At 45.5% G+C, this 23,885-nt stretch carries 18 protein-coding genes; 8 read left to right on the top strand and 10 right to left on the bottom strand.

The genetic code is table 11. The features are described from left to right. Positions 1 to 30: 30 nt before the first annotated feature. The 3 genes from ABHV44_RS00180 to ABHV44_RS00170 are packed head-to-tail and all read right to left on the bottom strand — an operon-like array spanning position 31 to position 1,622. Entirely contained in the window at positions 31 to 552 is a 522-nt protein-coding gene (locus ABHV44_RS00180) for a hypothetical protein (RefSeq protein ID WP_459072610.1), read from the bottom strand. Between the two features lie 3 nt (positions 553 to 555). Next, on the bottom strand, positions 556 to 714 hold the full coding sequence (locus tag ABHV44_RS00175; protein WP_459072609.1) for a hypothetical protein: 159 nt from the start codon (positions 712 to 714) through the stop codon (positions 556 to 558). A 26-nt stretch (positions 715 to 740) separates the two neighbouring features. Further along, positions 741 to 1,622 (bottom strand): DUF72 domain-containing protein, encoded by an 882-nt coding sequence (locus ABHV44_RS00170; protein WP_459072608.1) that lies wholly within the window; start codon positions 1,620 to 1,622, stop codon positions 741 to 743. A 97-nt stretch (positions 1,623 to 1,719) separates the two neighbouring features. On the opposite strand from ABHV44_RS00170, the gene ABHV44_RS00165 reads away from it, so the two are divergent. Further along, a complete protein-coding gene (locus ABHV44_RS00165) occupies positions 1,720 to 2,088 on the top strand; it encodes a hypothetical protein (protein ID WP_459072607.1) in 369 nt (122 codons plus the stop codon). Here ABHV44_RS00165 and ABHV44_RS00160 read toward each other — a convergent pair. Then, positions 2,085 to 2,735, bottom strand: coding sequence for an NAD(P)H-binding protein (locus ABHV44_RS00160; protein ID WP_459072606.1), 651 nt, complete (start codon positions 2,733 to 2,735; stop codon positions 2,085 to 2,087). The two genes, ABHV44_RS00165 and ABHV44_RS00160, sit on opposite strands and share 4 nt — an antisense overlap. Before the next feature lie 58 nt (positions 2,736 to 2,793). On the opposite strand from ABHV44_RS00160, the gene ABHV44_RS00155 reads away from it, so the two are divergent. Beyond that, a complete protein-coding gene (locus tag ABHV44_RS00155; protein WP_459072605.1) occupies positions 2,794 to 3,492 on the top strand; it encodes a ComF family protein in 699 nt (232 codons plus the stop codon). Here ABHV44_RS00155 and ABHV44_RS00150 read toward each other — a convergent pair. Both ABHV44_RS00150 and ABHV44_RS00145 read right to left on the bottom strand, forming a co-directional pair. Next, positions 3,489 to 5,072 (bottom strand): hypothetical protein, encoded by a 1,584-nt coding sequence (locus ABHV44_RS00150; protein WP_459072604.1) that lies wholly within the window; start codon positions 5,070 to 5,072, stop codon positions 3,489 to 3,491. The genes ABHV44_RS00155 and ABHV44_RS00150 overlap by 4 nt on opposite strands. A 16-nt stretch (positions 5,073 to 5,088) precedes the next feature. Then, positions 5,089 to 6,708, bottom strand: a complete 1,620-nt coding sequence (locus tag ABHV44_RS00145) for a hypothetical protein (RefSeq protein WP_459072603.1) — start codon at positions 6,706 to 6,708, stop codon at positions 5,089 to 5,091. Between the two features lie 74 nt (positions 6,709 to 6,782). Here ABHV44_RS00145 and ABHV44_RS00140 point away from each other — a divergent pair, with 74 nt between their 5' ends. The 3 genes from ABHV44_RS00140 (at position 6,783) to ABHV44_RS00130 (ending at position 13,694) form a co-directional block, all read left to right on the top strand. Beyond that, the gene (locus ABHV44_RS00140; RefSeq protein ID WP_459072602.1) at positions 6,783 to 7,322 is read left to right on the top strand and encodes a GAF domain-containing protein; all 540 of its coding nucleotides are present in this window, start codon (positions 6,783 to 6,785) and stop codon (positions 7,320 to 7,322) included. Then, positions 7,319 to 8,953 (top strand): Ig-like domain-containing domain, encoded by a 1,635-nt coding sequence (locus ABHV44_RS00135; RefSeq protein ID WP_459072601.1) that lies wholly within the window; start codon positions 7,319 to 7,321, stop codon positions 8,951 to 8,953. The genes ABHV44_RS00140 and ABHV44_RS00135 overlap by 4 nt, the downstream gene beginning before the upstream one ends. Positions 8,954 to 9,077: 124 nt before the next feature. Further along, positions 9,078 to 13,694, top strand: a complete 4,617-nt coding sequence (locus ABHV44_RS00130; protein ID WP_459072600.1) for a T9SS type B sorting domain-containing protein — start codon at positions 9,078 to 9,080, stop codon at positions 13,692 to 13,694. Here the strand turns inward: ABHV44_RS00130 and ABHV44_RS00125 are convergent. Further along, positions 13,691 to 14,383: a potassium channel family protein gene (locus tag ABHV44_RS00125; RefSeq protein WP_459072599.1), complete on the bottom strand. Its 693-nt coding sequence runs from the start codon at positions 14,381 to 14,383 to the stop codon at positions 13,691 to 13,693. The two genes, ABHV44_RS00130 and ABHV44_RS00125, sit on opposite strands and share 4 nt — an antisense overlap. A gap of 47 nt (positions 14,384 to 14,430) precedes the next feature. Further along, complete coding sequence (gene kynU, locus ABHV44_RS00120; protein WP_459072598.1) at positions 14,431 to 15,711, bottom strand: kynureninase; 1,281 nt, start codon at positions 15,709 to 15,711, stop codon at positions 14,431 to 14,433. Positions 15,712 to 15,846: 135 nt separating this feature from the next. On the opposite strand from kynU, the gene hemL reads away from it, so the two are divergent. Continuing rightward, entirely contained in the window at positions 15,847 to 17,142 is a 1,296-nt protein-coding gene (gene hemL, locus ABHV44_RS00115; protein WP_459072597.1) for a glutamate-1-semialdehyde 2,1-aminomutase, read from the top strand. Here hemL and ABHV44_RS00110 read toward each other — a convergent pair. Both ABHV44_RS00110 and ABHV44_RS00105 read right to left on the bottom strand, forming a co-directional pair. Next, positions 17,139 to 18,023, bottom strand: coding sequence for a UbiA prenyltransferase family protein (locus ABHV44_RS00110; RefSeq protein WP_459072596.1), 885 nt, complete (start codon positions 18,021 to 18,023; stop codon positions 17,139 to 17,141). The genes hemL and ABHV44_RS00110 overlap by 4 nt on opposite strands. Before the next feature lies 1 nt (position 18,024). Continuing rightward, on the bottom strand, positions 18,025 to 18,651 hold the full coding sequence (locus ABHV44_RS00105; protein ID WP_459072595.1) for a hypothetical protein: 627 nt from the start codon (positions 18,649 to 18,651) through the stop codon (positions 18,025 to 18,027). A 221-nt stretch (positions 18,652 to 18,872) separates the two neighbouring features. On the opposite strand from ABHV44_RS00105, the gene gcvP reads away from it, so the two are divergent. Both gcvP and ABHV44_RS00095 read left to right on the top strand, forming a co-directional pair. Next, positions 18,873 to 21,746: an aminomethyl-transferring glycine dehydrogenase gene (gene gcvP / locus ABHV44_RS00100; RefSeq protein ID WP_459072594.1), complete on the top strand. Its 2,874-nt coding sequence runs from the start codon at positions 18,873 to 18,875 to the stop codon at positions 21,744 to 21,746. 151 nt (positions 21,747 to 21,897) lie between these two features. After that, entirely contained in the window at positions 21,898 to 23,796 is a 1,899-nt protein-coding gene (locus ABHV44_RS00095) for a T9SS type A sorting domain-containing protein (protein ID WP_459072593.1), read from the top strand. Positions 23,797 to 23,885 lie beyond the last annotated feature (89 nt).

Raw genomic sequence — 23,885 nt, 5'->3', positions numbered from 1 at the left:
GCGATCTACCTTCCATTTTATTTTCATTCATTACGTATGCCAGAAATTAATACTACAAACGATTTTCCATTTCCCGTTTTCTAATCTCCAGATGTCTGCATCCTCTCCGGCAAATGAAGAGGAGTAGCCCCACGATCGAACGACAATCATATGAGAAGGGTCCAAAACTATTGGCAGTGAAAAAGAAACTCGAGATAAAGATTGTTTGTCCTTAACCACTGTGAAGCCATGGTTCTCTAATTCCTTCCATGCAAAAGAGTTATTGAAAGTACACTGCTCTTTCATTTCATTTGCATTCGCAATGAGTAAAGAATCGAGAAGGGGTTTCAAATCTTTTGCTTTTGGTGAAATGAATGGGTTTTCCAGTGCCTCTTTTAATTCTGTCAAGGTAACCTTGGATGGTCCACTTTTTCTCTTCTTGATATAAACTGTATCACCAACTATTTCTTCCCTCAAAAATTCCTTTTGAACTGAGGTAAGACTCTGGGTTTGTCCGAGAAAAAAACAGGACAGTAACAATCCTAATACCGTCATTTTTCTAAGAATAGCCATGTGTTAAGGTTTAGATTGATCCAAGTACTCTGTTAATTTCTCTTTAGCCCCTTCACGAGTATAAGACTTGCTTCTTCCAGAGAGATGCCTTGCTTTCCTCTTCTCCAGCATTTCAATTTCCTCTTTGGTGCAGCCGTTTAAAGGAGATGTGTCGTTTTCCATGCTGTTGAAGTTACGAGATTTCTGATCTACCCCAAAATCTCCGGCACCTTCACATCCACCTCACAGCTCTCAGCTAATTTATTTCCCCAATAGATGCAGGCTTCGGGAGTGAGTATGCTGTTGGTTTGGTGCATGAAAATATAAACTTCCTTGATGCCCTGTTGTGCCCAGAGTCGAATGCGTTCCGTCCACTCGTCCATTCTTTCGTAGTCAGTTTTGTGCAGGTTGGTTCCGTTGTAGCGGATAATTAAAATCTCGCTGGTGAGCCGCATGTGCAACACGTCTCTTCTGCCGGGAGTGTCGGTGATCACTGCGCTGATGTTTTTATCTCTCAAAAAACCGAAAACTGCTTTCGCTGTTTGACTGGCTCCAAACCAGTCCGCATGTCTGAACTCCACAGCTAGCGGCAGATCTTCTGGAAGATTGTCGAGGTAATCCACCAGCTTTTCAGCATGTTTTGGAGTATAGTTTGGCGGAAGCTGAATAAAAGAAGGTCCGAGCTTTTCTTTGAAATTTATGATGCCTTCAAGAAAGTCATTGGTCGGACCTTCGCAATTATTAAACCGTCTGAAGTGAGTGATGATCTGAGGAAATTTCGGACAAAACACAAATCCTTCCGGAGCCAGGTTGTACCACCGCTGAATGGTTTCCGGTGGATGAATGCGGTAGTGAGTAGCGTTCAGCTCGATGCAGCCAAACTGCCTGAAGTAGGCTTCGGGAAAATTCTTCTGCGGAGTTTTTTCCGGGTACACTTTTCCTTTCCACTCTTTGATGGTCCACATGGTTCCTCCGATGTAGAGCTCTGGTTCCTTAGGCTGTAGCTTGGGCAGGAAACGATGAGTTTCCGGGTGGTCGTCAGGAAGTGAGAAGTTCACGTTTTCAATATTCTCTAACTTTCCAAAATTCATCGTTGAGTGTAATTAACTTTGAAATCTGTGTGAGTTCGTTCAGTTGTGATAAACACTACAGGTTTACTTCCGTTTACAAGAATAGAAAATCATTTGAATGGACGAAGAAAAAGTTTTAGACCTTCCCAAAAGAAAGAAGCCAAAAAATAAGTTTCTCTGGCTTTTCATCACATCGGTTGCGCTGATGTTATTGGGGTATCTTTTCGTTGTCCAGCACTGGCCTTTTGGCGGTTGGATGATTGTGGTTTCTACCTTTTTATTTGCAACCTATTTAATCCTCAGCTTCATCGACAGCGGACAGCGAGCGTTTTTTCAGTACTGCTACTTAATAGGAAAAATTGCAGTGATCTTCGGTCTGAACTTGTGGTTTTTGGAATTAGATCAAGTCGCACTCTACGTGGTTTATGGAGCTTTTGCCGTGTTTGTAGCAGGTGTGGTCTCGCTTTTTCTCAGACCAAAATCCTAATTGCCAGACGCCATTTGTTGAATCTGGTAGCTGTCGAAAGTGTCTGAACTCGAATTCGATACACTCGCTTTTAGCATAGCTTTCGCTACATCCGCGGCCTTAATTGGTCGGTACTTTTTCAGCGAACCAAACATGAGAGGGCTAAAGATTCGCATGAATATACTTCCAATTTTTTCTCCCAGTCTAAACTCTTCCCGATCTCCCAGGAGTAGTGATGGTCGGAAAATCTGAACCGATTTGATTCCGCTGTTTTTCACAGCTTCTTCCATTTCACCTTTTACCCGGTTGTAGAAAATACTGGAGCTCTTGTCTGCTCCCATGGCGCTCACCACCAAGAATTGATCTGCAGAGGTGTAGTTCTCAGCCAGTGACTTCACGTAATCGAAGTCGACTTTTCGAAATTTTTCCTGTGAGCCGGCTTTCTTGATGGTTGTCCCCAGGCAGCAAAAAATGGCATCGAAGTGCTCATTTGGTGCTTCATGTTGAAGATTCTCAAAGACAATTTTGTGCTCTTTAAGCTTTGAGTGCGAAAGTCCGGTTTCTTTTCTCACCAGACTGTGAATCTCTTTTATACGCGAGTCTTCCAACAAAAAATGTACTAAATGACCTCCAACTAAACCTGTGGAGCCGGCTATTAAAACTCTCATAATGAATCCGATGTGATTTTTTTATAACTTTAGAGACAGCACCCTAAAATACTTAACTATGCTCGAACAAACCTATTTGAAAGACTTTGTTCATTTGCTTTTCCCAGAATACTGCCCCGGCTGTTCGGGTCACCTCGGAAAGAATGAAAAGATGATTTGCACAGGCTGCCTTTTGAAGCTTCCAAAAGCCAATCTGGCTACGATGCGCGACAATCCAGTTGAAAAGCTTTTTTGGGGCCGAATCGAGATTGAGCGAGCTGCTGCTTTTCTACAATTTTCAAAGGGCGGCATGACTCAAAGACTACTGCACGACCTGAAATACCGCGGTAACCAGGATCTCGGAGAAAAACTCGGTCGGCTGATGGCTGATGAACTCATGGAAAGTGGCTGGAGTGATGACGTTGATGAAATTGTGCCGGTTCCTCTTCATCCCAGAAAAATGAAATTGCGAGGCTTTAATCAGGCGAAGTGTATTGCGGACGGTATGTCTGAGATTTGGAAGAAGCCCGTTTCAACAGGAAACCTCATTCGCAAGATCCACAACCCAACGCAAACAAAGAAAAGTCGATTCGCCAGGTGGCAGAATACCAGCAACATTTTTGGAGTGAAGAAGCCACGCGAATTCGAAGGTAAGCATCTGGTGTTGGTCGATGATGTTGTTACCACCGGCAGCACCATCGAGGCTTGCGCTATGCAGCTCAACAAGGTTGAAGGAGTAAAAGTCTCAGTAGCAAGTGTGGCTTTTCCGATGAACTAGCGGAAGCTCACTTTAGCAAAGGACTTATCCCGATCGTTTTCGATTGTGTAAAGGATCATTGTGTTTTCATCATTAGGATCGCTAAGTGCGTCTACAGTAACAATGTCCATGTCTTCGGTCTCGAAGAGCACCTTTTCTTTGAGCTCACCATTATCATTTACAATTGTGTAGAGAGTGACGTCCCCCCGTCTCGCCTTGCGCTTTAGGTCACCCATTTGTCCTCTATCGAGGTAGTCATCCATTTCGAGGTTGTAGAACAGTCGGATATCACCATTTTCTTTGGGCATGACATGCAAAAAGCGACCACCGGGAACCACCGCAATCTGTTCTTTTTCCACCAATGCATTCCATTCTATATCACCGTCAGCATTCACGCTAATAATGATGATGTTTTCGTAATTAAACTGAGTGTAAGAAGTAGTGGTTACCATACCATCAGCTCCAGATGAAGTGCTGGTAACGGTAGTCTCGAAATACTGCTCAGCTAAAATTTTTATGCTTCCATCAGGGTAAATGATAAACTCGCGAATGTCGAAATTCGACAATCCCAGGTCTTCGTCTTTTCGTTCAGCTTTCCTCTTTGCTTTCTTCTCTTCTCTTAGAGTCATTCCTTCTGTGATGAAGTCTTCATCAAAAGCTTTGAGGGAGGATGTTTTTACCTTTTGAGTCTCGCCATCAATGGTGATGAAAAAAGTACCGTTGATCATCGTGTTGTCAACTGTAGAATAGAATCCACTCACAATGATATCCTCGTTGTCGCGCACTGCGAACTGAATATCGGTAACAAACTTCTCACCGACTTCGATTTCAAAGTCTTTTGCTTTATTTCCGCCACTGTTATATTTGAGCAGGTGAAAAGTGTGTTGAGTTTCATCTTCTTTTCTCTTGGCTTTTCGGTCTTCAAACTCCTTTCCCATTACAAAAACGTCACCTGAGTTGGTAGTCCGAATGTCCAACACTTCGAATAGCTCCTCTGAGTAATTGAGTTGAACTTCGTCTTCCCAGAGCTGGTTCAGTTGACTATCGAAAACCTGAAAGGAATACTTTTCCGGTTCTCTGTCTGCATTCGGTATGTGTTTGAAAATCAAAATTTTAGATTCGTCTTCAGAAATGTCGAAGTCAAAAGAGCCCTGTTCTTTTTTCAGTCCGGCTTGTTTTGACTGAAGCTCACCGAGATGAACCAGTTTCATGTCAGTACTCAAGTCTTCTCGGTCAACTGTGGTGTAGTAGAGGTCTGTTTTATCCTCTCTCCGCTCAAACTTGGAAAGAAACACGATGAATCGACCGTTGAGGTATGTGATGTTTTGAAAGTCATAAAATTCCCGATCAATTCTGAGAGGGATTTCAACGGATCGCTTGTACTTCAGATCTGTACCATATTCTTGAAGAATCTTGTTGTTGCGTTCGTCAATCAAGACATAAAGCTTGTCATCTACTGTGGTGACCATAGAATCTAGCGTCTGACGCCTTTTGATATCGAGTTCTTCACCCCATTCAAGGTCTGCCTTTTTTGTGATATCAAGCTGAGCAAATGTTTGAATTGAGAGAAACAGGCAGAGTATAAAAGTCAAGTATTTCATGATGATCTGGGTGTAGTTATTTAAATTTAATTCTGGTCATGAATCTCTTGCGAGAAAATCCTTTTTGCTTGAGGTTGTGAAGGATGATATCTCCAGAAGAAACAACTTCATTTTCTGTAGGCATTGGAGAGATGTTGTCCTGATAGAAATCATAAATGACTTCATCATCTTTGAGCTCACCATTTTCATCAATGGTGGAGACGTACAACATATATCGTGAGTCACTCGCGTTTCCTGTGTTGGAGTAAAGAAGAGAGACCTCTCCATCATGATGCACCGGATAAGAAGAAACATTGGTGAAAGAGCTACCACCAACCATCATCTGAATTTTTTCAATTCTGTTGGTCCAGGCCAGTGACCCATCGTTGTTGTGCTTTGTTACAATGACATCACTATAATAGTAATACGTCTTAGTGCTGTACCCACCATCAGATTTGGTCACTCGAACTTCTCTTTCGTTTTCGTACTCGTAAAAAACAATGGCGCTTCCATCATCTTCAACGAATAGGTGAAGTGGGTTCAAATTATTTATTGCTGAGTATTGTTTTAGTTCATCATCGCCCTCAAGGCCTCTATTTGCGCGCATTACTTCTGTCATCATTTCGGTTGACATTGGCGCAAAATGAATTTTCGGACTCTCCTCATCTTCGAAACTGAATTGAGTGTAAAAACTGCCTATTGCACCTCTGTCTCTCTCATCGGTATACAGCCCGGAGAGCACAATGTTGTGGTCTTCGGTAAAGCCGTAGAGAGGTTTTAAAGGGTACATCAGAGGGTCTTTTCTGGTAAGACTCTCATCGTCCAAATAATCGTGATAAGACTTCAAAGTGTAGTTAGATGGTGCCAGATGTTTAGTCCCGAGGTCTATCTTCTTGCTTTTCATCTCTTCATCTTTACCCCACTTATGGACGGTGTAGTAGATGTTGTGCTTGCCATCGTTTGATAGGTCGAAGCTCGAAAGGTAAATGTCACCTTCGTTCGAAATGAGGCGAATCCAATATTTGCCGAAAACCCTTTCACTTTTGGTCGAAACCTTCTCTTTTTCAGAAATTAGGTTTAGATCCTTATCGATAATTAGGAAAAACTGCTTATTCGACTCTTTGTCGATGTCAATTCTGTAAGAGAATAGAATTTTCGATTCGTCTTCAGAATAAGTGAAGCTAAAGTTACCCTCGTTATAGCCGAGAAAACCTTCTTCGGCCTCTACTGTGGCAATCTTTTTTACCGATAGGTCTTGTGGTTCAACGGCCGGGTTGTAGCTATATGCACAAAGGTCAATGAGACCTTTGTTTTTCCCTTCTTTGGTGAGAAAGACGATCATCTCTCCTTTCGACTCCAGATAGGACAAGCCGACTAGCGAATAGTCCACGCGATCAATATCGAGTGGTAAATTGTAATCGAATTCTTCCTTAAGATCTTTATCGAGCACTATCACATTGTATTTTCCTTTGCGCTTTTCTGCAATAAGGAGTGTTTTTTCTCCTGCGTAGAAAATATTCTCAATGGTGGTTGGCGCAGTACCTTTAAAGGTTTCACCAAAAGTCACTTCAAATTTGTCTGGGTGATTGTTCCTTTTTTGAGCGTGTGATTGGATACAGATCAACAAGGCAAACAGGAATAGAAGTTTTCTAGTCATGTTAAGTTGGGTTAGAGGGTTTAAAAATCGCCTCAATAAAAGAAATAATAGAACGGTACGCAAACTCCAGCATTTTGGAGCTTGTCGAATCCGCTCATTCACCCGATATTTGCCACCTCATTATGGCAGAAGATCTCAACATTAACAAGACAGGGACGAAGGCAGAAAAGTATCGTCAGCTAGCGCCTCAAATTGAAGCACTAATTGGTGGTGAAGAGGACGCACTAGCCAACGTTTCCAATCTCTGTGCTGCTATTCACGAAGCTTTTGGCTTTTTGTGGACCGGTGTTTACCGAGTGGTTGGTGACGAGCTCGTTTTAGGACCTTTTCAGGGGCCGGTAGCATGCACGAGAATTAAAAAGGGAAAGGGTGTATGCGGCACTTCCTGGCAAGAGGATAAGACGATTGTAGTAGAAGATGTAGATGCTTTCCCAGGACACATTGCCTGTAGTTCTCTGAGCAAATCAGAAATTGTTCTTCCCATTCACAATGCTGCGGGGGAAGTAAGTGGAGTGCTAGATATCGACAGCGATCAGCTCAATGCCTTTGACAATTCAGATGCTGAAGAGCTCAGAAAAATTATTGCACTCATCGAACCGTTTAACGGACTATGATTCTATCTCTCAACCGGTTTTTACTCGCGTCTGCTTTGGTGCTTTTTCTTTTTGGCTGCGCCCAGGTGATTCCTCCTCAAGGTGGAGCGCGAGATACGCAACCGCCTCAGGTAGTAGAGATGACACCGAAAAACCGAAGTCTCAATTTTGAAGCTTCTTCTTTTTACATTGAATTCGATGAGTTTGTGCAACTGAATGACGTGTACAATCAACTGCTAATCAGCCCGCCACTCGAAGATCGCCCGCAGATTTCTATTAAAAGAAAAGGTGTTTTGGTTGAGTTTGACGAGGAGTTGAAGCCCAACACGACCTACACATTCAATTTTGGCGAAGGAGTAACCGACTTCACCGAAGGCAATCCGGCCGAGGATTTAGTATTTGTTTTTTCTACCGGAGATGTGCTCGACTCGCTGGGCATGCAGGGGATTGTGACCAGCGCTTTTACAACCGAACCTCAGGAAGGCGTAAAAGTGATGCTCTATGAAGGACGGGACGACTCCCTTCCAATGAAGCAAAAGCCTTACTACTTCGGCATCACAGACGAGCAGGGAAGATACGATGTGGGCTACATGAAGCCTGGAGACTACAAGGTTTTTGCACTTCAGGAGGAGCTCTCAAATTACCTTTATGACTCGCCCGAAGAGCGAATTGGCTTTCTCGATTCTCTGGTTTCCGCTTCAGTTGTGGATAGCTCAATGAAGCAGGTTGAGCTGCGTACTTTCCTCGAAGATTCTGAGCTGCAATTCATCAAGGAGTGGACAACGGACTCTGTCGGATTCATTTCAATCCAGCTCAACAGAAAACCGCTGAATCCAGAAGTCGAAGTGCTGACCATCGGAGCTGATACGAGCTATGCTATGGAACAGCTTGAAGGTGACTCGATCTATGTTTGGCTAACCGGCCAACCAACCGATGAGAAAATTGATCTCGAGATTTCAGACAATGGCGAAGTGCTCGACACGATTCGCGTTACTTTTGAGAATCGGGAGATCATCCCAACTACACGCAATTCGCTTACCCCAAAACTGACAGCAAAAGCGACACAGCCCTCTGAAGACGATATTTTTCTCGCAACAAGAACGCTCGTGGCAGCAGTTGATACTTCCAAAATTGAACTTCTGCGCGATAGCATCCCGATGGAGTTTTCGATTGATGAAGTAGACGATAGCTTCAGTAAGGTGCAGCTTATTGCTGATTTTGAAGACGACAATCAGTACAAACTGGAGCTTCTCCCAGGGGCGATAGTCGATTACCGCGGCTACCAAAACGACACAACAGATTTTAGCTTCGGAACCTTTTCAGCCAAGCATTTTGGGAATTTCTCCATGACAATCTCTGGCTTGCAGATCGATCAGGGCCAGGGCGTGCTGCAGCTCCTTAAAGACGATGAGGTAGTGGAGGAAAGAATGATTTCCGGAGATGGTGTGTTTGAATACAATCGTGTTTTACCCGGCACATACCGCATGCGGATCATTTTTGATGAAAACCAAAACGGCAAATGGGATACCGGAAACTACCTGGAGAAAAAGCAACCGGAGTACGTGGTTTATCTTCCAAAAGATATTGGAGTTCGCTCCAACTGGGAAATTGAAATGGAGTGGCAACTCGATGACCAAAACTCAGACAAGTGATTTTTTGCCGAAAGCCTGCACCCAATTGGCCTTTCCGTGCGTACAATACGTAACCTTTCACCCGTTTTTTCAGTTTCATGGAGTGAAAGCAAAACCAATCTATTAATCTGTTATTCGGAACTCAGTGTTGAGTAGTAATTCCTACATGCGAGCTTGCGTCATTTTGACGATAAGCGTATTGCTCTCTGCAAGCGCGCTTTGCCAAACGGTGGTTCCCACCAAGGGCAAGGAGTTTTGGCTGGGATTCATGCAGAATTTCATCGACAATCAGTCCGGAGAAGAGCTTCAGGTTTTTATCACTTCTGATCAATCTACAAGTGGTACGCTCTCTATCCCACAGCAAGGGTACTCTGTGAATTTCAATGTAGCTGCGAACACAACAACGCCTCTTACTCTTCCAAATAACATCGCTGAGCACTACACCAGCGAGGTCATTGAAAGTAAAGGGATTCTCATCGAAACTCAGGACACTGTGAGTGTTTTTGCGATTAATTTTAATCCGAATACGGCAGATGGAACCAAGGTGCTTCCTACAAAAACCCTCGGAACGTCCTATCGGGTGAGCTCCTATCCTGGAATCGGTTCGTTTCATTCCGAGCTATTGGTGGTAGCCACAGAAGACGATACAGAAATTGAAATCACACCATCGGTTGCCACTGCGGGAGGGAATCCTGCCGGAGTGCCATTCACTGTCACTTTGCAAAGAGGCGAATCTTATCAGTTGAAAGCTGGAGGAAGTGCCGAAGACCTTACTGGAACGCAGGTGAAAGCGACCGAACAAAGTGGGGCTTGCAGGCCGTTTGCCGTTTTCTCAGGGAGCTCTTGCGCTCAGGTCTACGAAACATGCACAGCTTGCGATCACCTTTTCGAACAAAACTTTCCGGTGAAAACCTGGGGTACTGAATTCTATTCCGTGCCATTTACGGTAAGTACAGATTATAAATGCACAATTCGTGTACTGGCCAATCAGGATAATACTAACGTCAATGTGAATGGCACGAGCGTCACCTTGAATTCGGGAGAAATTTACGAGGTAAATGATGTTCAGTCAGTGCAGTGCGTCACTGCCGACAAGGGAATCAGCGTTACCCAATATATGCAAGGTCTTGGGTGCCCCGGTAGTAATGGCGTAGTTGGTGACCCTGCGATGTTGATTTTGAACGATGTTAATCAGAAGATTGACGACATTACTTTTAGCACCGTAGCCAGTGCTAATATGGACGATCACAGAATGATCGTAATTGCCGCAACTGAAGATATTGATCAACTCACTCTTGACGGAGCACCTGTGCCGTCCTCTTCGTTCGCACTATTTCCATCCTGCCCATCACATTCTTACGCTGATTTTACAATCTCTGAAGGAAGCCACACCATGTCGGCTCCAAATGGGTTTTCAGCTTACGTCTATGGTTTTGGAGCAGCTGAAACCTACGCCTATTCGGTAGGCTCGTTTGCCAGTCGCGACTTGCTCAATGTGGAGTTGGATAGCGCCTTTTGTGATGCCGACTCCGTACTGCTGGATCCGGAGCAAAATATGTTTAACACAAACTGGTTCATGGAGTCCAATCCGGAGGATACTATCTTTAGTGGAGATCAGCTTTTGCTGACTTCGCCAATTTCTCCTGGGGTTTACATTGCTCGTGGAGATGTTCTCGTTTCAGGGTGTGTGGAAGAGGAGTTCTTTTTGGTGGAAACGCCAGAATCTCCAAGCCTGGAGGTTACGGCCTCAGACACTGTAATATGCGAAAATCAGTCAGTTCAACTCAGTGCGAGCTTATCGCCTGAGGGAAACAATGCTTACATCTATTCCTGGTCGAATGCCAATACTTTGAACAACCCAAATGTGGCAAATCCAATTGCCACGCCTACCTCTTCGGGATGGTACGTATTGGAAGTGTCTTCATTCACCGGTTGCACAAGTACAGTCACCGACAGTGTTTTTATTACCGTAAATCCTGGAGGGATCACAGATTTTAGAGTAAATGCGGATCGCACAATCATTTGTGAAGGAGAAGACATTCAGTTTGAAGCCGATGTAGAGGAGTTGATTTTCGAAGACAATTTCGATCCCGGTGTGAGCTGGGGCGTTTGGGCCGATATTGAAGATGGAATGGCGAGTTCGCTCTGCGGATCTGTGGGAGGAAATGCACTTTACTTCAACGGAAACGGAGATCGATTTGCTGAAACAAACGATCTCAATGTGCAATTTGGCGGGACTGTTTCTTTTTGGCTGAAAATCAGTTCTGGTGTAGCGCCTTGCGATGATGCAGATCCAGGAGAGGACATTATTTTAGAATACTCTGTAAATGGAGGTGCAGCCTGGACTCCAATAAACACTTTTGCAGAATCGGCTTATCCGTTATTCACTCAGATCAGTGCGAATATTCCCAATGGAGCTTTTTCAACAACCACCAGATTTCGTTGGAGACAGCTTTCAAATTCCGGCAACAATGAAGACAACTGGATGATCGATGATGTGGAAATCAGTGCTCTTCACAGCAATCAGTTCACTTACAACTGGACCGATTACAACCTCGATGACAACACGATTTCAAATCCTTTAGCAACACCTCAATTCGATACTACCTATGTCGTTGAGGTTTTCGATCCTGCCTTTAGCTGCACTTATTCCGATTCGATTTCGGTGCAGGTAGGTCAGCAGTTTACTTTGCAAATGACTCAAGACACCAGTCTTTGCAATGGAGGAATGACTGAGCTTTCCGCAGTTCCGGATGTTTCGGGTGCTTTTTCTTACAGCTGGGGACCTGACGATGGGTCGCTCAACGAGATTGATTCGCAGACGGTAGAGGCAAGTCCATCCGCTACAACTACTTACTCGGTAGACGCCACTTCGGCCTACGGGTGCGAAGCTACTGGCGAAACGACTGTTTTTCTAACGGACCTCGTGAGCACAACTGCCTCCGCCAGTTCAGTGGAGATTTGTGCAGGAGATTCGATCGACCTAAACGCTTCGGTTGTCAATGGCTCAAGCCCTTTGGTTTTTGATTGGAGCAATGGAGGCACTTCGGTTTCGGACATGCCTGCTACCACTGTTGCTCCGATTACTGATGCGGACTTTGTATTCACCGCCACCGACACACTTTCCATGTGTTCTGTGACAGACACCATTTCGGTTCTGGTATACGAAGAGTTCAGTGTGGCAGCGAACAACGACACTACGGTTTGCGATGCCAGTGGTTTACCACTTTCTGTAGTCACCGATGCCACAGAAAATATCAACTGGAGCTGGAGTCCTTCGGGAATTCTTGACGACCCTTCTTCAGATAGTCCTCAGGTGACTGCCAATCAGAGTGCTCAATTTGTGGTAACCGGAGCCAACGATTTCGGTTGTGCCAAAACGGATACCGTTCAGGTTAATGTCGCTTTTTACGAATTTGATCTGGGTCCCGATTTAGTGATGTGCCCGGGCGATACAATTGTTCTGAATTCCGGTGCCGAAGCTGCCAGTTACAACTGGAGCACAGGGTCTACAGCAGATTCTACTTTGGTGACTTCACCGGGTATAGTAACGTTTAATGCAACTTCAGCAGAAGGCTGCACAGTGAGCGATCAGGTTGAAATCACTGCAGAGCCATCTCCAAATGTCAGTCTTCAATCCCCGGCTGTTTTGTGCGAGGGCGATACTGTTCTACTCGATGCTGAAAACTCAGGTTCGACTTACAACTGGAGCGATGACTCTCACGGTCAAACGCTGACTGTGAATCAGTCTGGTGAGTATTGGGTCGAAGTGACTAATGCAGCCGGCTGTGTAGAAACAGACACTGTCTTGCTTGATTTTTCTGCAAATCCGGTGGTTGGTCTCGAAGATGAAGTCACCATTTGCAATGGCGATTTTTTGACACTTGATGCCGGTGGAGATGGGGTTGATTACGACTGGAATAGCAGCCACCAAACGCAATCCATCACAGTTGGAGACTCTGGTGTTTACGTAGTGGAAGTGACCAATGCTGATGATTGCGCGACCTTCGACTCCACGATAGTTTCTGTAGTTCCTTATCCAGAAGTAGACCTCGGAAGTCAGTTAACGCTTTGCGAAGGGGAAGAAGTGACGCTCGATGCCGGAAACCCCGGTCTCACTCACGAGTGGTCGACCGGAGAAGATACGCAAACAATAACCGTCACCGAAAGCGGAAATTATCTGGTAATTGTCTCCAACGAGGCCTGCGAAGTAATAGAAGATGTTTCAGTGGGTGTTTTCCCACTTCCAGAGTCAAACTTGAGAAGCTCTGTCAAATACTGCTTCGGCATGGAAGAAGACCCGCTTGTGCTAGATGCCGGAGATGGCGGAGCTACCTACGCCTGGAGAAATGGGGAAGACGATCAGCAGATCACTGTTTTTGCTCCCGGTTACTACGAAGTGACCATCACCACGGCTTTTGGCTGCCAGGCGACTTTCTCTTCAGAAGTTGAAGAGAATTGCAGCTCTCACATGCTCTACATTCCGAATGCTTTCACACCTGATGGAGATGGCCTCAACGATGTTTTCCGGGTTTACGGAGAAGGTGTCGTGGAATACAAGATGCTGATTTTTGACAGATGGGGAACTCTCGTTTTCGAGTCGGAAGACATGAATCAGGCCTGGAGGGGAGAGGTGCGCGGAGGAGAAAAATATCCAGAGCACGAAGTCTTTACCTACCGAGTGATTTACAAGTACGAGGAAGAAGATCTTTCAATTTCAGATCCGGTTGAAAAGACCGGGAACATCACATTGATCCGCTAATTGATCTCAATGAATTTCTTCACGTTCTTAAGGCTTCCGAATACAACCAGTGTATCAGTTTCGTAGATAACAGTTTCTGCTTTAGGAACACCGATAATGTGTTCTTCGGTAGTGGCCTGTCCTTCTTTTTCCACTTCGAAGGCTCGCTTCACAGTGATCAGCGTTAAGCCGTACTTGTTTACCAGGTCAATTTCTTCGAGCGTTCTGTTTGCTACTCCATCAGGAGCTTTGATCTCGGCAATCTCGTAGTTGTCGGGGAGCTGAAGGAAAGCAGTAATGCTCGGGTTCACGAGCTTCTCAGTAACGATGTGGGCAACTTCCGCTTCGGGTGAAAGAATTTCCTGAACTCCGATTTTTTCGAGGATGCGAAACTGGTTGGTTCCACTCGCTCTGGAAATTACTCGCTTGATTCCCATGTCCAACAGGTTGAGCGAAGTTAAAACAACCGCTTCAAAGTTTTCTCCGATGGCCACAATTGCTGCATCCATCTCATCAACCTTCTGAGCGATGAGTGCTTTTTTGTCGGTGGTGTCGAGTGTCACAGCGAGGGCAACGTCTTCTTTGATATCCTCGATTTTGTCCTGACTGAGGTCAAAAGCGTAAACTTCGGCACCTTTGGCAGCGAGGTCTCTGGCAATCTGAGATCCGTATTTTCCTACGCCCAAAACGGCAAACTTGCTTGCGGCCATAATCTATCCTGTGTGATTTTTATGAGTTCAAAGATGACAAATAAGTCTTACCCTTCTGCAGTTGCACGTTGAAGAATTTCTCCAAAACGATAGATGTCCATAAACGAATTGTACATCGGCACCGGAGCCATTCGAATGACGTTTGGCTCGCGCCAGTCGGCCACAACTCCCTCTTCCGTGAGTTTGTCGAAAAGTGCTTTTCCCTGACCGTGGGTGAAGACAGATAGTTGACAGCCTCTTTCATCAGGAGTTTCGGGAGTGAGAATTTCAATTTCGAGATTTTCGGCTTTTGCGGAAACTGTTTTCAACACAAACTCCAGATAACCCGTAAGCTGTTTTGATTTTTCAGTAAGAGAGATCATCCCGGCTCTGTCAAATTGCTCGAGCGAAGCCAGGTGAGGAGCCATAGCCATTACCGGAGCATTGCTCAACTGCCAGCCTTCAGCACCGTACATCGGCTTGAACCCGGGTTTCATCTGAAACCTCTCTGACTTATCGTGACCCCACCAACCGGCAAATCTCGGAAGGTCCGGCTTTTCAGCGTGGCGTTCGTGTACAAAAACTCCAGAGATGCTACCAGGCCCGCTGTTGAGGTATTTGTAAGTGCACCAGCATGCAAAATCAACGCCCCATTCGTGAAGGTTGAGCTTTACGTTTCCGGCAGCATGGGCAAGGTCAAAACCTACTTTGGTTCCTACTTTTCGCGCAGCTTTTGTGATGGTTTCCATGTTGAAAAGCTGTCCGGTGTAGTAGTTCATTCCCCCGATCATCACCAGCGCGATTTCTTCACCCTGTTTGTCCAGAATGTCGTAAATCGTGTTGTGATCAACGAGCTGAGTTTTGGGGTCTGGCTCGATTTCGATAATTGCTTCCTTGGGGTCGTAACCGTGAAACTTTACCTGCGATTCCAAAGCGTACTGATCTGAAGGGAAGGCTTTTTTCTCGCAGAGGATTTTAAATCTTTTTCCTTTCGGTCGATAGAACGATACCATCATCAGGTGAAGGTTGGTAGTGAGTCCGTTCATCATCACCACCTCGTGCGGAAGTCCTCCAACCAGTCTTGCAGTTTTTTCTGTGAAAAGCTCGTGGTATGAAAACCATGGGTTGCGCGCCTCGAAATGGCCGTCTACGCCAAATTTTGCCCAGTCGTCCAACTCCTGGTTTATAATTTCCCTGGCTTTTTTTGGCTGCAAGCCCAGTGAGTTGCCGGTGAAGTAAACGACTTCCTGGCCATTTTTGGTCGGGATGTGAAACTCATCTCTGAACGATTTGAGAGGATCTTTTTCATCCATCTCTTTGGCAAAATCAGCACTGAATTCAAACTGCATATCCGGGTGTGTTTTTTAATTTTGTCTGCCGCCTTTCAGTTGGAAAAACCGACTGTTCTACGCAAGGTTTTGAACTCCTCGGAGTGTCGACTGTTCGTAGAAGCGCGTCAAAAATAATCAAACCCTCACAAAAGCATGAATCGATCTACATCCATAGAACTTTTTGAAAAAGCCAAAACGCTGTTTCCCGGAGGAGTAAATTCGCCAGTGAGAGCCTTCCAGGCCGTTGGTGGAAATCCGCTCTTCATTAAAAAAGGCGATGGCTGCCACATCTGGGACGAAGACGACAATGAATTTATCGATTACTGCTGCTCGTGGGGGCCGCTGATTCTGGGTCACAACAACGACAAAGTTCGTGAATTGGTGACCAAGACCGTTGCCAACGGAACTTCCTTTGGAACACCAACCCGACTCGAAAACGAACTGGCAGATTTGATTCTCGAAAACCACAGTTACCTCGAGCGCATTCGTTTTGTAAACAGTGGAACTGAAGCGGCAATGAGCGCCATTCGTCTTGCCCGTGGGTACACCGGCCGCAATAAGATCATCAAGTTCGAAGGTTGCTACCACGGTCACGTAGATTCTCTTTTAGTGAGTGCAGGATCTGGCCTGGTGACACTTGGAAATTCTTCTTCTGCCGGAGTTCCGGAGTCTTTTACGAACGAAACCATTGTGGTTCCACTAAACAATAAGGAGGCAATCGAAGAAGCGGTAAAAAAATATAAAGGAGAGATTGCAGCGATCGCCATCGAGCCGATTCCAGCCAACAACGGACTGCTTATTCAGGGAAAAGAGTTTTTGCAGTACCTCCGGGAAGTTTGCGATCGAGAAGACATTCTGCTGTTTTTCGATGAGGTAATCTCCGGGTTTAGAGTGGGCTTCGAAGGTGCTGCTGGTTACTATGGAATTCAACCGGATGTAATGGCTTTCGGAAAAATCATCGGTGGTGGAATGCCAGTTGGCGCTTACGGTGCGAGCAAAGAAGTGATGAGTCATATCGCTCCAGAAGGAGATGTTTACCAAGCAGGAACACTGAGTGGAAATCCCGTGGCCATGTCTGCCGGACTGGCGCAGTTGAGAGAATGCCTCAAGCCTGGGTTTTACGAAGAACTCGAAAAGAAAACAAAGTATCTGATCGATGGAATTCTCGAGCACACCAAAGCAAAAGGGTACTCATTCAACATGTTTTCGCGTGGCTCCGTCTTTTGGATGGCTTTTTCAGACAAAATCGCGATTCGCAAATCTTCGGAAATTGATGCCGACAGCATGAAGTACTTTGCCACTTTCCACAACGCGCTGCTCGAACGAGGAGTTTACATCGGGCCTTCAGGCTACGAAGTCGGTTTTGTTTCAGAAGCGCATACCTACGAAGATCTGGACAAATCGATTGCAGCTTTTCGCGAGTCTCTCGATATTGCTTTTTCTGCTTAGTTGAAGAAGCAGAAGAGAAAAAGCAGAGCGAACTGAAATGCAAAAAGTCCGTCCAACAATCCGGTAAAGTAGGTTTCTGGACGGTGGTGGTTTGTGAAAGTGACCAGCAGAATCGCAGTGAAGTAGGAGCCCAAAAGGCCAAAGAATACGCACAGAGGAAAGATACCGATTGCGAAAAGCCAGAAGTCTAAAAGCGAACTCCCGATTAACAGGAAAGTAGCAAGCCAAAGCGATCCTTTTATTCCAAGAACTTGAGGTAGCGTTTTCATCCTCGGCTTGTCGTAGCGCAGATCCCGAATGTCGAAAGGGATGGTGATGGCCATCACAAAAAGAAAGCGCTCGAGAGTGAAAATGTAGTGTTCTGCCAGAATTTGTGAAGTTTCTGTAATTGCAGGTAGGAGCACAGTTGCAATTGACCAGGTGAGGCTGATCAAAATGATTTTCGTTCCCGGCAGGCTTCGCAGATTGACGGTCTTCTTTTTTGTCGGAAAAAACTCTAGAGCGTAACCTATTGAAATAATGCCGAGTGGGATGAGTAACCAAATGGCTGAAGCTTGCAAAAAGAATGTAAGTACAAACGTGGCAGATCCTCCCACTATAGTGAGCAATGTGATCAGCGGCTTTCGCTCTTTGATCCACCGGTTTCGATCCGAAATTCTTCTGGCGCTCAGGTGAAGTTTTACCAACCGTTGAAAGTTGTAGGTAAAGAGCGTTGCACTTCCCACGAAGGACGGCACGAGGTAATTTATTTTAAACTCAAAAATGAAGTAGGTACCGAGCGTCCAAAGGAAAGCGCCAAAGGCGATCCAAAGATTAGAGAACACCAACAGGCTCAAGGCCCGTTTGAGAAAAGTCGGCTGATCTGTTGAATTACCGGCCATATTAATTTTCGAGAGGAATGAGCAGCTGAGTCAAGAATCCAAGAATACTTCCCAGGGTGCCGCCCTTTAAACCTGAAAGAACTTTTCTGCCCCGGGCCACACTTTCATAGCCGGCAGCGTAAAGATCGTTGTACTGATAGCTCAAATTCGTCATGTTTTCTTCCTTGATCTTAATGTAGGGAATAAACTGAACGAGCATGTAGGCAATGGGTGGTGCTATGGTCAAAATGAATCCACCCTGCCCGATGTAGCTCACGATTCCGGCAAAAGCAACACCACCTACAAAAGTCCAAATCGGCCTGTAGTTTTCTCTGGCATCGCGGGCTCCGGTCACGTAGATTCTCATTTCTTCCGGTGAGAGATCTTCACCTAAAAATAAGTCCGGTTCGTAGTAAACTACCTCTTTTCCGCTCGCTTTAGTAATTGAGAAAATTTCCGATCGATGAACTTCGCGCTCTTTTTCCTTTCCATTTCTTTTAAAAATGGAATACTGCACAAAAAATCCAGTGGTGTCGCGAACCGCACACGGGATGGCGTTTCCCTCCAGAGTGAGAATAGTGTCCTGTTGTCCAAAACCAGTCAGGCAAGAACAGACGATTGCAAAAAAGCAAAGGATAAAATTGCGCATTCCGAACGAATTGTAATTAAAGGTGTTTCAAAAGTAATTCATCCGGCAGAGAAGCACTTCATCAAAGGCCGGAGAAAAGTTTTTGGGAAAATGATTTTTCGCCTGCAAATGAATCTACAAAGCTTGATTTAGTGAGTATATTTGCAGCGATTTTTTTAATGCGACAATACAAACCGGCCGAAGGGTGGAGAGCGCGTTTCGGCACAAATCATTAGGGGAATATGCCTACAGAATCTTTTGCTTCGCGACACATTGGACCACGCGATCACAGTGTCGAAAAAATGCTCGAGCGAATTGGTGCCAATTCTTTAGATGAACTTATTGATAGAACCGTACCGGACAGCATCCGACTGAAACAGCCGTTTGATGGACAGGAGGCGATGTCGGAGTACGACTATCTGGCCATGCTCGAAGAGAAAGCAGAGAAAAACAAGGTTTTCAAAAGCTACATCGGTTTGGGTTATCACCCCACAGTTGTGCCAACGGTAATTCAGAGAAACGTTCTCGAAAATCCAGGATGGTACACTGCATATACGCCCTACCAGGCCGAAATTGCGCAAGGCCGTCTCGAAGGCTTGCTGAACTTTCAGACGATGGTTTCGGACCTCACTGGTTTGGAACTCGCTAATGCCTCGCTTCTCGATGAGGCCACTGCAGGAGCAGAAGCGATGATGATGTTTTACAACACTCGATCACGCAAACAAGTGAAAGCTGGTGCTGTGAAATTCTTCGTTTCCGAAGAGTGTTTCCCACAAACCCTCAGCGTAATGGAGATGCGTGCGCAGTATCTCGATATCGAATTGATCATCGGAGACTACAGCCAGGTGGAATTCACCGAAGAGTATTTTGGTGCGATGGTTCAGTACCCTGCTGGTGACGGAGAGGTTAGAGACTACAAAGATTTTACAGCTCAAGCACACGAGGTGGGAGCAAAAGTGGCCATTGCCGCGGATATTCTCAGTCTCGCGATTTTGGTTCCTCCGGGAGAGTGGGGAGCAGATGTCGTTTTCGGGAACACACAACGTTTCGGAGTGCCGATGGGCTTTGGTGGTCCGCACGCTGCTTATTTTGCTGCACGCGAAGAGTTCAAAAGAAGCTTGCCGGGAAGAATTATCGGTGTTTCAAAAGATATTCACGGTAAAAGTGCTTACCGAATGGCACTGCAAACCAGAGAGCAGCACATTCGCAGAGATAAAGCTACTTCAAATATTTGCACTGCTCAGGCGCTGTTGGCTGTGATGGCGGGAATGTACGCTGTTTACCACGGTGCAGAGGGTATCAGAAGAATTGCACAGCAGGTGCACAACCAAACGAGGTCTTTGGCACAGGCGGTAGAAGACATCGGCTACACGAATATTAATAAGGTGTACTTCGACACTCTAAAAATTGATGTTGGAGACGATTTTGAAAACATTCAGGAAAGTGCCGAGTCGAACAGGCTCAACTTCCGCTACTTTGACGATGAGCGCCACATCGGAATTTCGCTTAACGAAACGACTAACCACGATGATTTGATTCAAATCGTCAGCGTTTTGGCTGAGGGGAAAGATTTCCCGAAAATCGAAAGAGTGGCTTACGAGTACAACGATGACGTGTTAGATGGATTTATGAGAAACTCGAAGTTTCTCGAGCATCCGAATTTTAACACTCACCGCTCGGAGACAGAGATGATGCGCTACCTCAAGAAATTGGAAAATCGCGACATCTCCTTGACTCACTCCATGATTCCGCTCGGCTCTTGCACAATGAAACTCAACGCAGCTAGCGAACTGCTTCCGATCACGTGGCCGGAGTTTGCAAGTGTGCATCCTTTTGCTCCAAAATATCAGGTGAGAGGTTATAAAGAAATTATTGAAGAGCTCGAAAAAGAACTCTGCGAGATCACCGGTTTTGCCGGAGTTTCGCTTCAACCAAACTCGGGAGCGCAGGGAGAGTACACAGGACTTCTGGTTATTCGCGCTTACCATGAGAGCAGAGGCGAATCGCACAGAAATATTTGCCTCATTCCAGAATCTGCACACGGAACAAATCCTGCAAGTGCCGTGATGGCCGGAATGAAGGTAGTAGTTGTGAAATGCGATGACCGAGGAAACACCGACATCGATGATCTGAGAGAAAAAGCTGAAAAGCACAGCGACAACCTCGCAGCTTTCATGATTACTTACCCTTCAACGCACGGAGTGTTCGAGCAGAATATTCTCGAATTTAATCAGATTATTCACGACAACGGTGGTCAGGTTTACATGGACGGTGCTAACATGAACGCGCAGGTAGGTTTGACCAACCCCGGAACCATTGGTGCTGATGTTTGCCACCTCAATCTGCACAAGACTTTTGCCATCCCCCACGGAGGTGGTGGCCCTGGGATGGGTCCAATCGGTGTAGCCGAGCACCTCATTCCATTTTTGCCAGGAAACCCTCTCGTGCCAATTGGCGGTGAAAAAGCAATTCACTCAGTTTCGGCCGCCCCTTTTGGAAGTGCTCTGATTTTGCTGATCTCATACGGCTACATCAAAATGCTCGGAGTGGAAGGCCTGACTCGCTCTACCAAAATGGCGATTTTGAATGCCAACTACATCCGTGCAAGACTGAAGGATCACTATCCAGTGCTTTATACAGGAAAGAACGGCACGGTCGCTCATGAGATGATTGTCGACTGCCGTGGCTTCAAGCAGTTTGGAATTGAAGTAGAGGACATTGCCAAGCGACTGATCGATTATGGCTTCCACGCTCCAACGGTTTCTTTTCCAGTGAATGGAACAATGATGATTGAACCAACAGAAAGTGAAAGTCTGTCAGAGATGGATCGTTTTTGCGATGCAATGATTTCTATTCGCGAAGAAATTCGAGAAGTCGAAATGGAAATTGCTGACAAGAAAGACAACGTTTTGAAGAACAGTCCGCACACCGCAGTAGAAATTTCTTCAGACCACTGGACACACAGTTACGGCCGTGAAAAAGCAGCTTATCCACTGAGTTACATTCGAGAAGCAAAGTTTTGGCCATCTGTTGGTCGTATCGACAGCGCTTACGGAGATCGCAATTTGATGTGTACCTGTCCTCCTCTCGAAGACTACAAGGAGGAGCTGGTTTAGAGGTGTTTGCAACTTTATGGATGAGGGCAATTCCAAATGAAATTGTAATTGAATTGGTACAAGCCTGCTTTAACTGCAAATGGATTCTTCTATATTTGTCAGCATAAGCAATTGTACTATTTATTAAGTATCACCTAAAAATCGAGTAATTATGAACAAAGTTTACTTTGCTGTGCTTGCCGTGCTTGTTTCTGCAAGTGCTATGGCACAGAACAGATTCGCTAACTCCTCCAATGAAAACCTGAGAAAGTTCAAAAGAACCGAGATTACCCAAATGGTAGCTCCTCGCGGGACTTTTGATCCTCGTGATTTTGTTAGAGATGGAGACATCCTCGATGAGGATTTTGAAGATGAAACTCTTGGAACCGTGCCTACAGATTGGTCTACCAATGAAGTGGAGCAACTAGATGGAGACGGTATTGGAACAGGAGAATTTACAGATGCATTTGTTGTACACGATGCAGAAACTGCCAACAATGGAGGTTACTGGCCAGTGCCTTACCTTGGTGGGAACATCAATAACAAGTTCGCAGGAGCCAACGATGATGGACCTCCTTGTGATTGTGACAACAGCTTTAGCTGGATCGAAACTCCAGAGCTGGATTTTACAGACGCGTCTAACGTTGCACTCACTTTCGATATTTTCCACGACCAGGGATTCACAACTGCTAATGCCGATGCATTTGTAGAAGTTTCTCTTGACGGTGGAACGACATGGGAAACTGTTTCTGACGAGCTTCCAGTAGACGAGACTGTTTGGCAATCAGTTGTTGTGCCGTTGTACAACTACTCTAATGAGCCTTCAGTAACGATCCGTTTTACATGGACAGATGACAGCAACTGGGCGTCAGGTTTTGCAGTTGACAATGTGTGCGTAGGTGCACTTGCAGACTACAACCAGACTGCTGCTAAGATTGCAATTGGCGACTGGTCACTCGAAGGACTTGAGCCAGGTCTTTATCCTTTCAGCCAGGTGCCATCTACACAGGTGAGCCCAGTTAGTGTTACAGGAATTATCGCTAACAACGGATTTAACGACAACACCAACATTGGATTTGAAGTTGACATTCTTCAGGGTGGTAACCTCGAAGTGGATGGTGAGGTTTCTCCTTTGGTAGACCTTCCTTCGTTGACTCGCGACACTATCTCTGTTTCTGATGTATTCACTCCAAATGCTACACCAGGAACAACAGTTGAGGCTCAGATCACGGCAATCGGAGACAACACAGATGGTGTGCCAGGAGATGACATGGCGTCAGCTTCTTTCGATATCACAGAGTTTGTTTATGCTCGCGACAACGGTGCTGCACAGGCATTTGTTGACCCTGAAACTGGTAGCTACTTCTTCGGTAACCTCTTCGATATTTACAATGATCAAACAGCTTACAGCATTCAATTTGCTGTTGGTGCCGGAACTGAAACCGGAGCTGTTATTCAAGGTGTGATTTTCGAATTCGATGGTCTCGATGGCGAAGGTCTTCCAATTGTGAACATGCTTGAGCAAACAGAAGAATACGTGGTAACCGGAAATGAACTGAACAGTGTTGGTGAAGGAAACTTTGTCGACTTAGGGTTCCCGGGCAATCAGGGCTTTGATCTCACTGGAGGCACAACCTACCTTGTAGGAGCTCAGTGCTTCGGAGTTGTTCGTACTCCAGTTTCTGGAACAAACGTATGGGTTGCTTCATGGTTGGATGACGGACAGGCAGGATGGGGCGCTACAGCTTCGGTTCCAATGACTCGTCTCAACTTTGATCCTACCGTTTCTGTTGATGGCCCAGACGCGATTGCAGATTTCTCACTCGAGCAAAACGCTCCAAACCCATTCACAGCAGAGACAAGAGTAGAATACAACCTCGGATCTGCTGCAGATGTAACGTTTGAAGTTTACGATCTCACAGGAAAACTAGTGATCTCAGAAAGCTTAGGACAGCAAGCAGCTGGAGCTCACCAGTACATTATTAATGGTTCTGAGCTAGAAGCCGGAATGTATCAGTACACACTGATTGCAAACGGTAAGCGAATGACTAAGAAGATGCTAGTGAAGTAATTTCAATTAGCTCCTCTATAAAATAAAAGGTCACGGTGAATGCCGTGGCCTTTTTTATTTCTTGTGAACAAGTTTAGACTTCCACGATT

The organism is Halocola ammonii (assembly GCF_049334165.1).
GTDB lineage: Bacteria > Bacteroidota > Bacteroidia > Flavobacteriales_D > Sanyastnellaceae > JBEGHD01.
Note: the sequence above shows the minus strand (reverse complement) of the source record. Positions and strands in the feature narration are given on the sequence as shown.

Bases quoted from the DNA above. Each gene is read 5' to 3' on its own strand.
- ABHV44_RS00180 (WP_459072610.1), bottom strand. From the start codon at position 552: ATGGCTATTCTTAGAAAAATGACGGTATTAGGATTGTTACTGTCCTGT.
- ABHV44_RS00175 (WP_459072609.1), bottom strand. From the start codon at position 714: ATGGAAAACGACACATCTCCTTTAAACGGCTGCACCAAAGAGGAAATT.
- ABHV44_RS00170 (WP_459072608.1), bottom strand. From the start codon at position 1,622: ATGAATTTTGGAAAGTTAGAGAATATTGAAAACGTGAACTTCTCACTT.
- ABHV44_RS00165 (WP_459072607.1), top strand. From the start codon at position 1,720: ATGGACGAAGAAAAAGTTTTAGACCTTCCCAAAAGAAAGAAGCCAAAA.
- ABHV44_RS00160 (WP_459072606.1), bottom strand. From the start codon at position 2,735: ATGAGAGTTTTAATAGCCGGCTCCACAGGTTTAGTTGGAGGTCATTTA.
- ABHV44_RS00155 (WP_459072605.1), top strand. From the start codon at position 2,794: ATGCTCGAACAAACCTATTTGAAAGACTTTGTTCATTTGCTTTTCCCA.
- ABHV44_RS00150 (WP_459072604.1), bottom strand. From the start codon at position 5,072: ATGAAATACTTGACTTTTATACTCTGCCTGTTTCTCTCAATTCAAACA.
- ABHV44_RS00145 (WP_459072603.1), bottom strand. From the start codon at position 6,708: ATGACTAGAAAACTTCTATTCCTGTTTGCCTTGTTGATCTGTATCCAA.
- ABHV44_RS00135 (WP_459072601.1), top strand. From the start codon at position 7,319: ATGATTCTATCTCTCAACCGGTTTTTACTCGCGTCTGCTTTGGTGCTT.
- ABHV44_RS00125 (WP_459072599.1), bottom strand. From the start codon at position 14,383: ATGGCCGCAAGCAAGTTTGCCGTTTTGGGCGTAGGAAAATACGGATCT.
- kynU (WP_459072598.1), bottom strand. From the start codon at position 15,711: ATGCAGTTTGAATTCAGTGCTGATTTTGCCAAAGAGATGGATGAAAAA.
- hemL (WP_459072597.1), top strand. From the start codon at position 15,847: ATGAATCGATCTACATCCATAGAACTTTTTGAAAAAGCCAAAACGCTG.
- ABHV44_RS00110 (WP_459072596.1), bottom strand. From the start codon at position 18,023: ATGGCCGGTAATTCAACAGATCAGCCGACTTTTCTCAAACGGGCCTTG.
- ABHV44_RS00105 (WP_459072595.1), bottom strand. From the start codon at position 18,651: ATGCGCAATTTTATCCTTTGCTTTTTTGCAATCGTCTGTTCTTGCCTG.
- gcvP (WP_459072594.1), top strand. From the start codon at position 18,873: ATGCCTACAGAATCTTTTGCTTCGCGACACATTGGACCACGCGATCAC.
- ABHV44_RS00095 (WP_459072593.1), top strand. From the start codon at position 21,898: ATGAACAAAGTTTACTTTGCTGTGCTTGCCGTGCTTGTTTCTGCAAGT.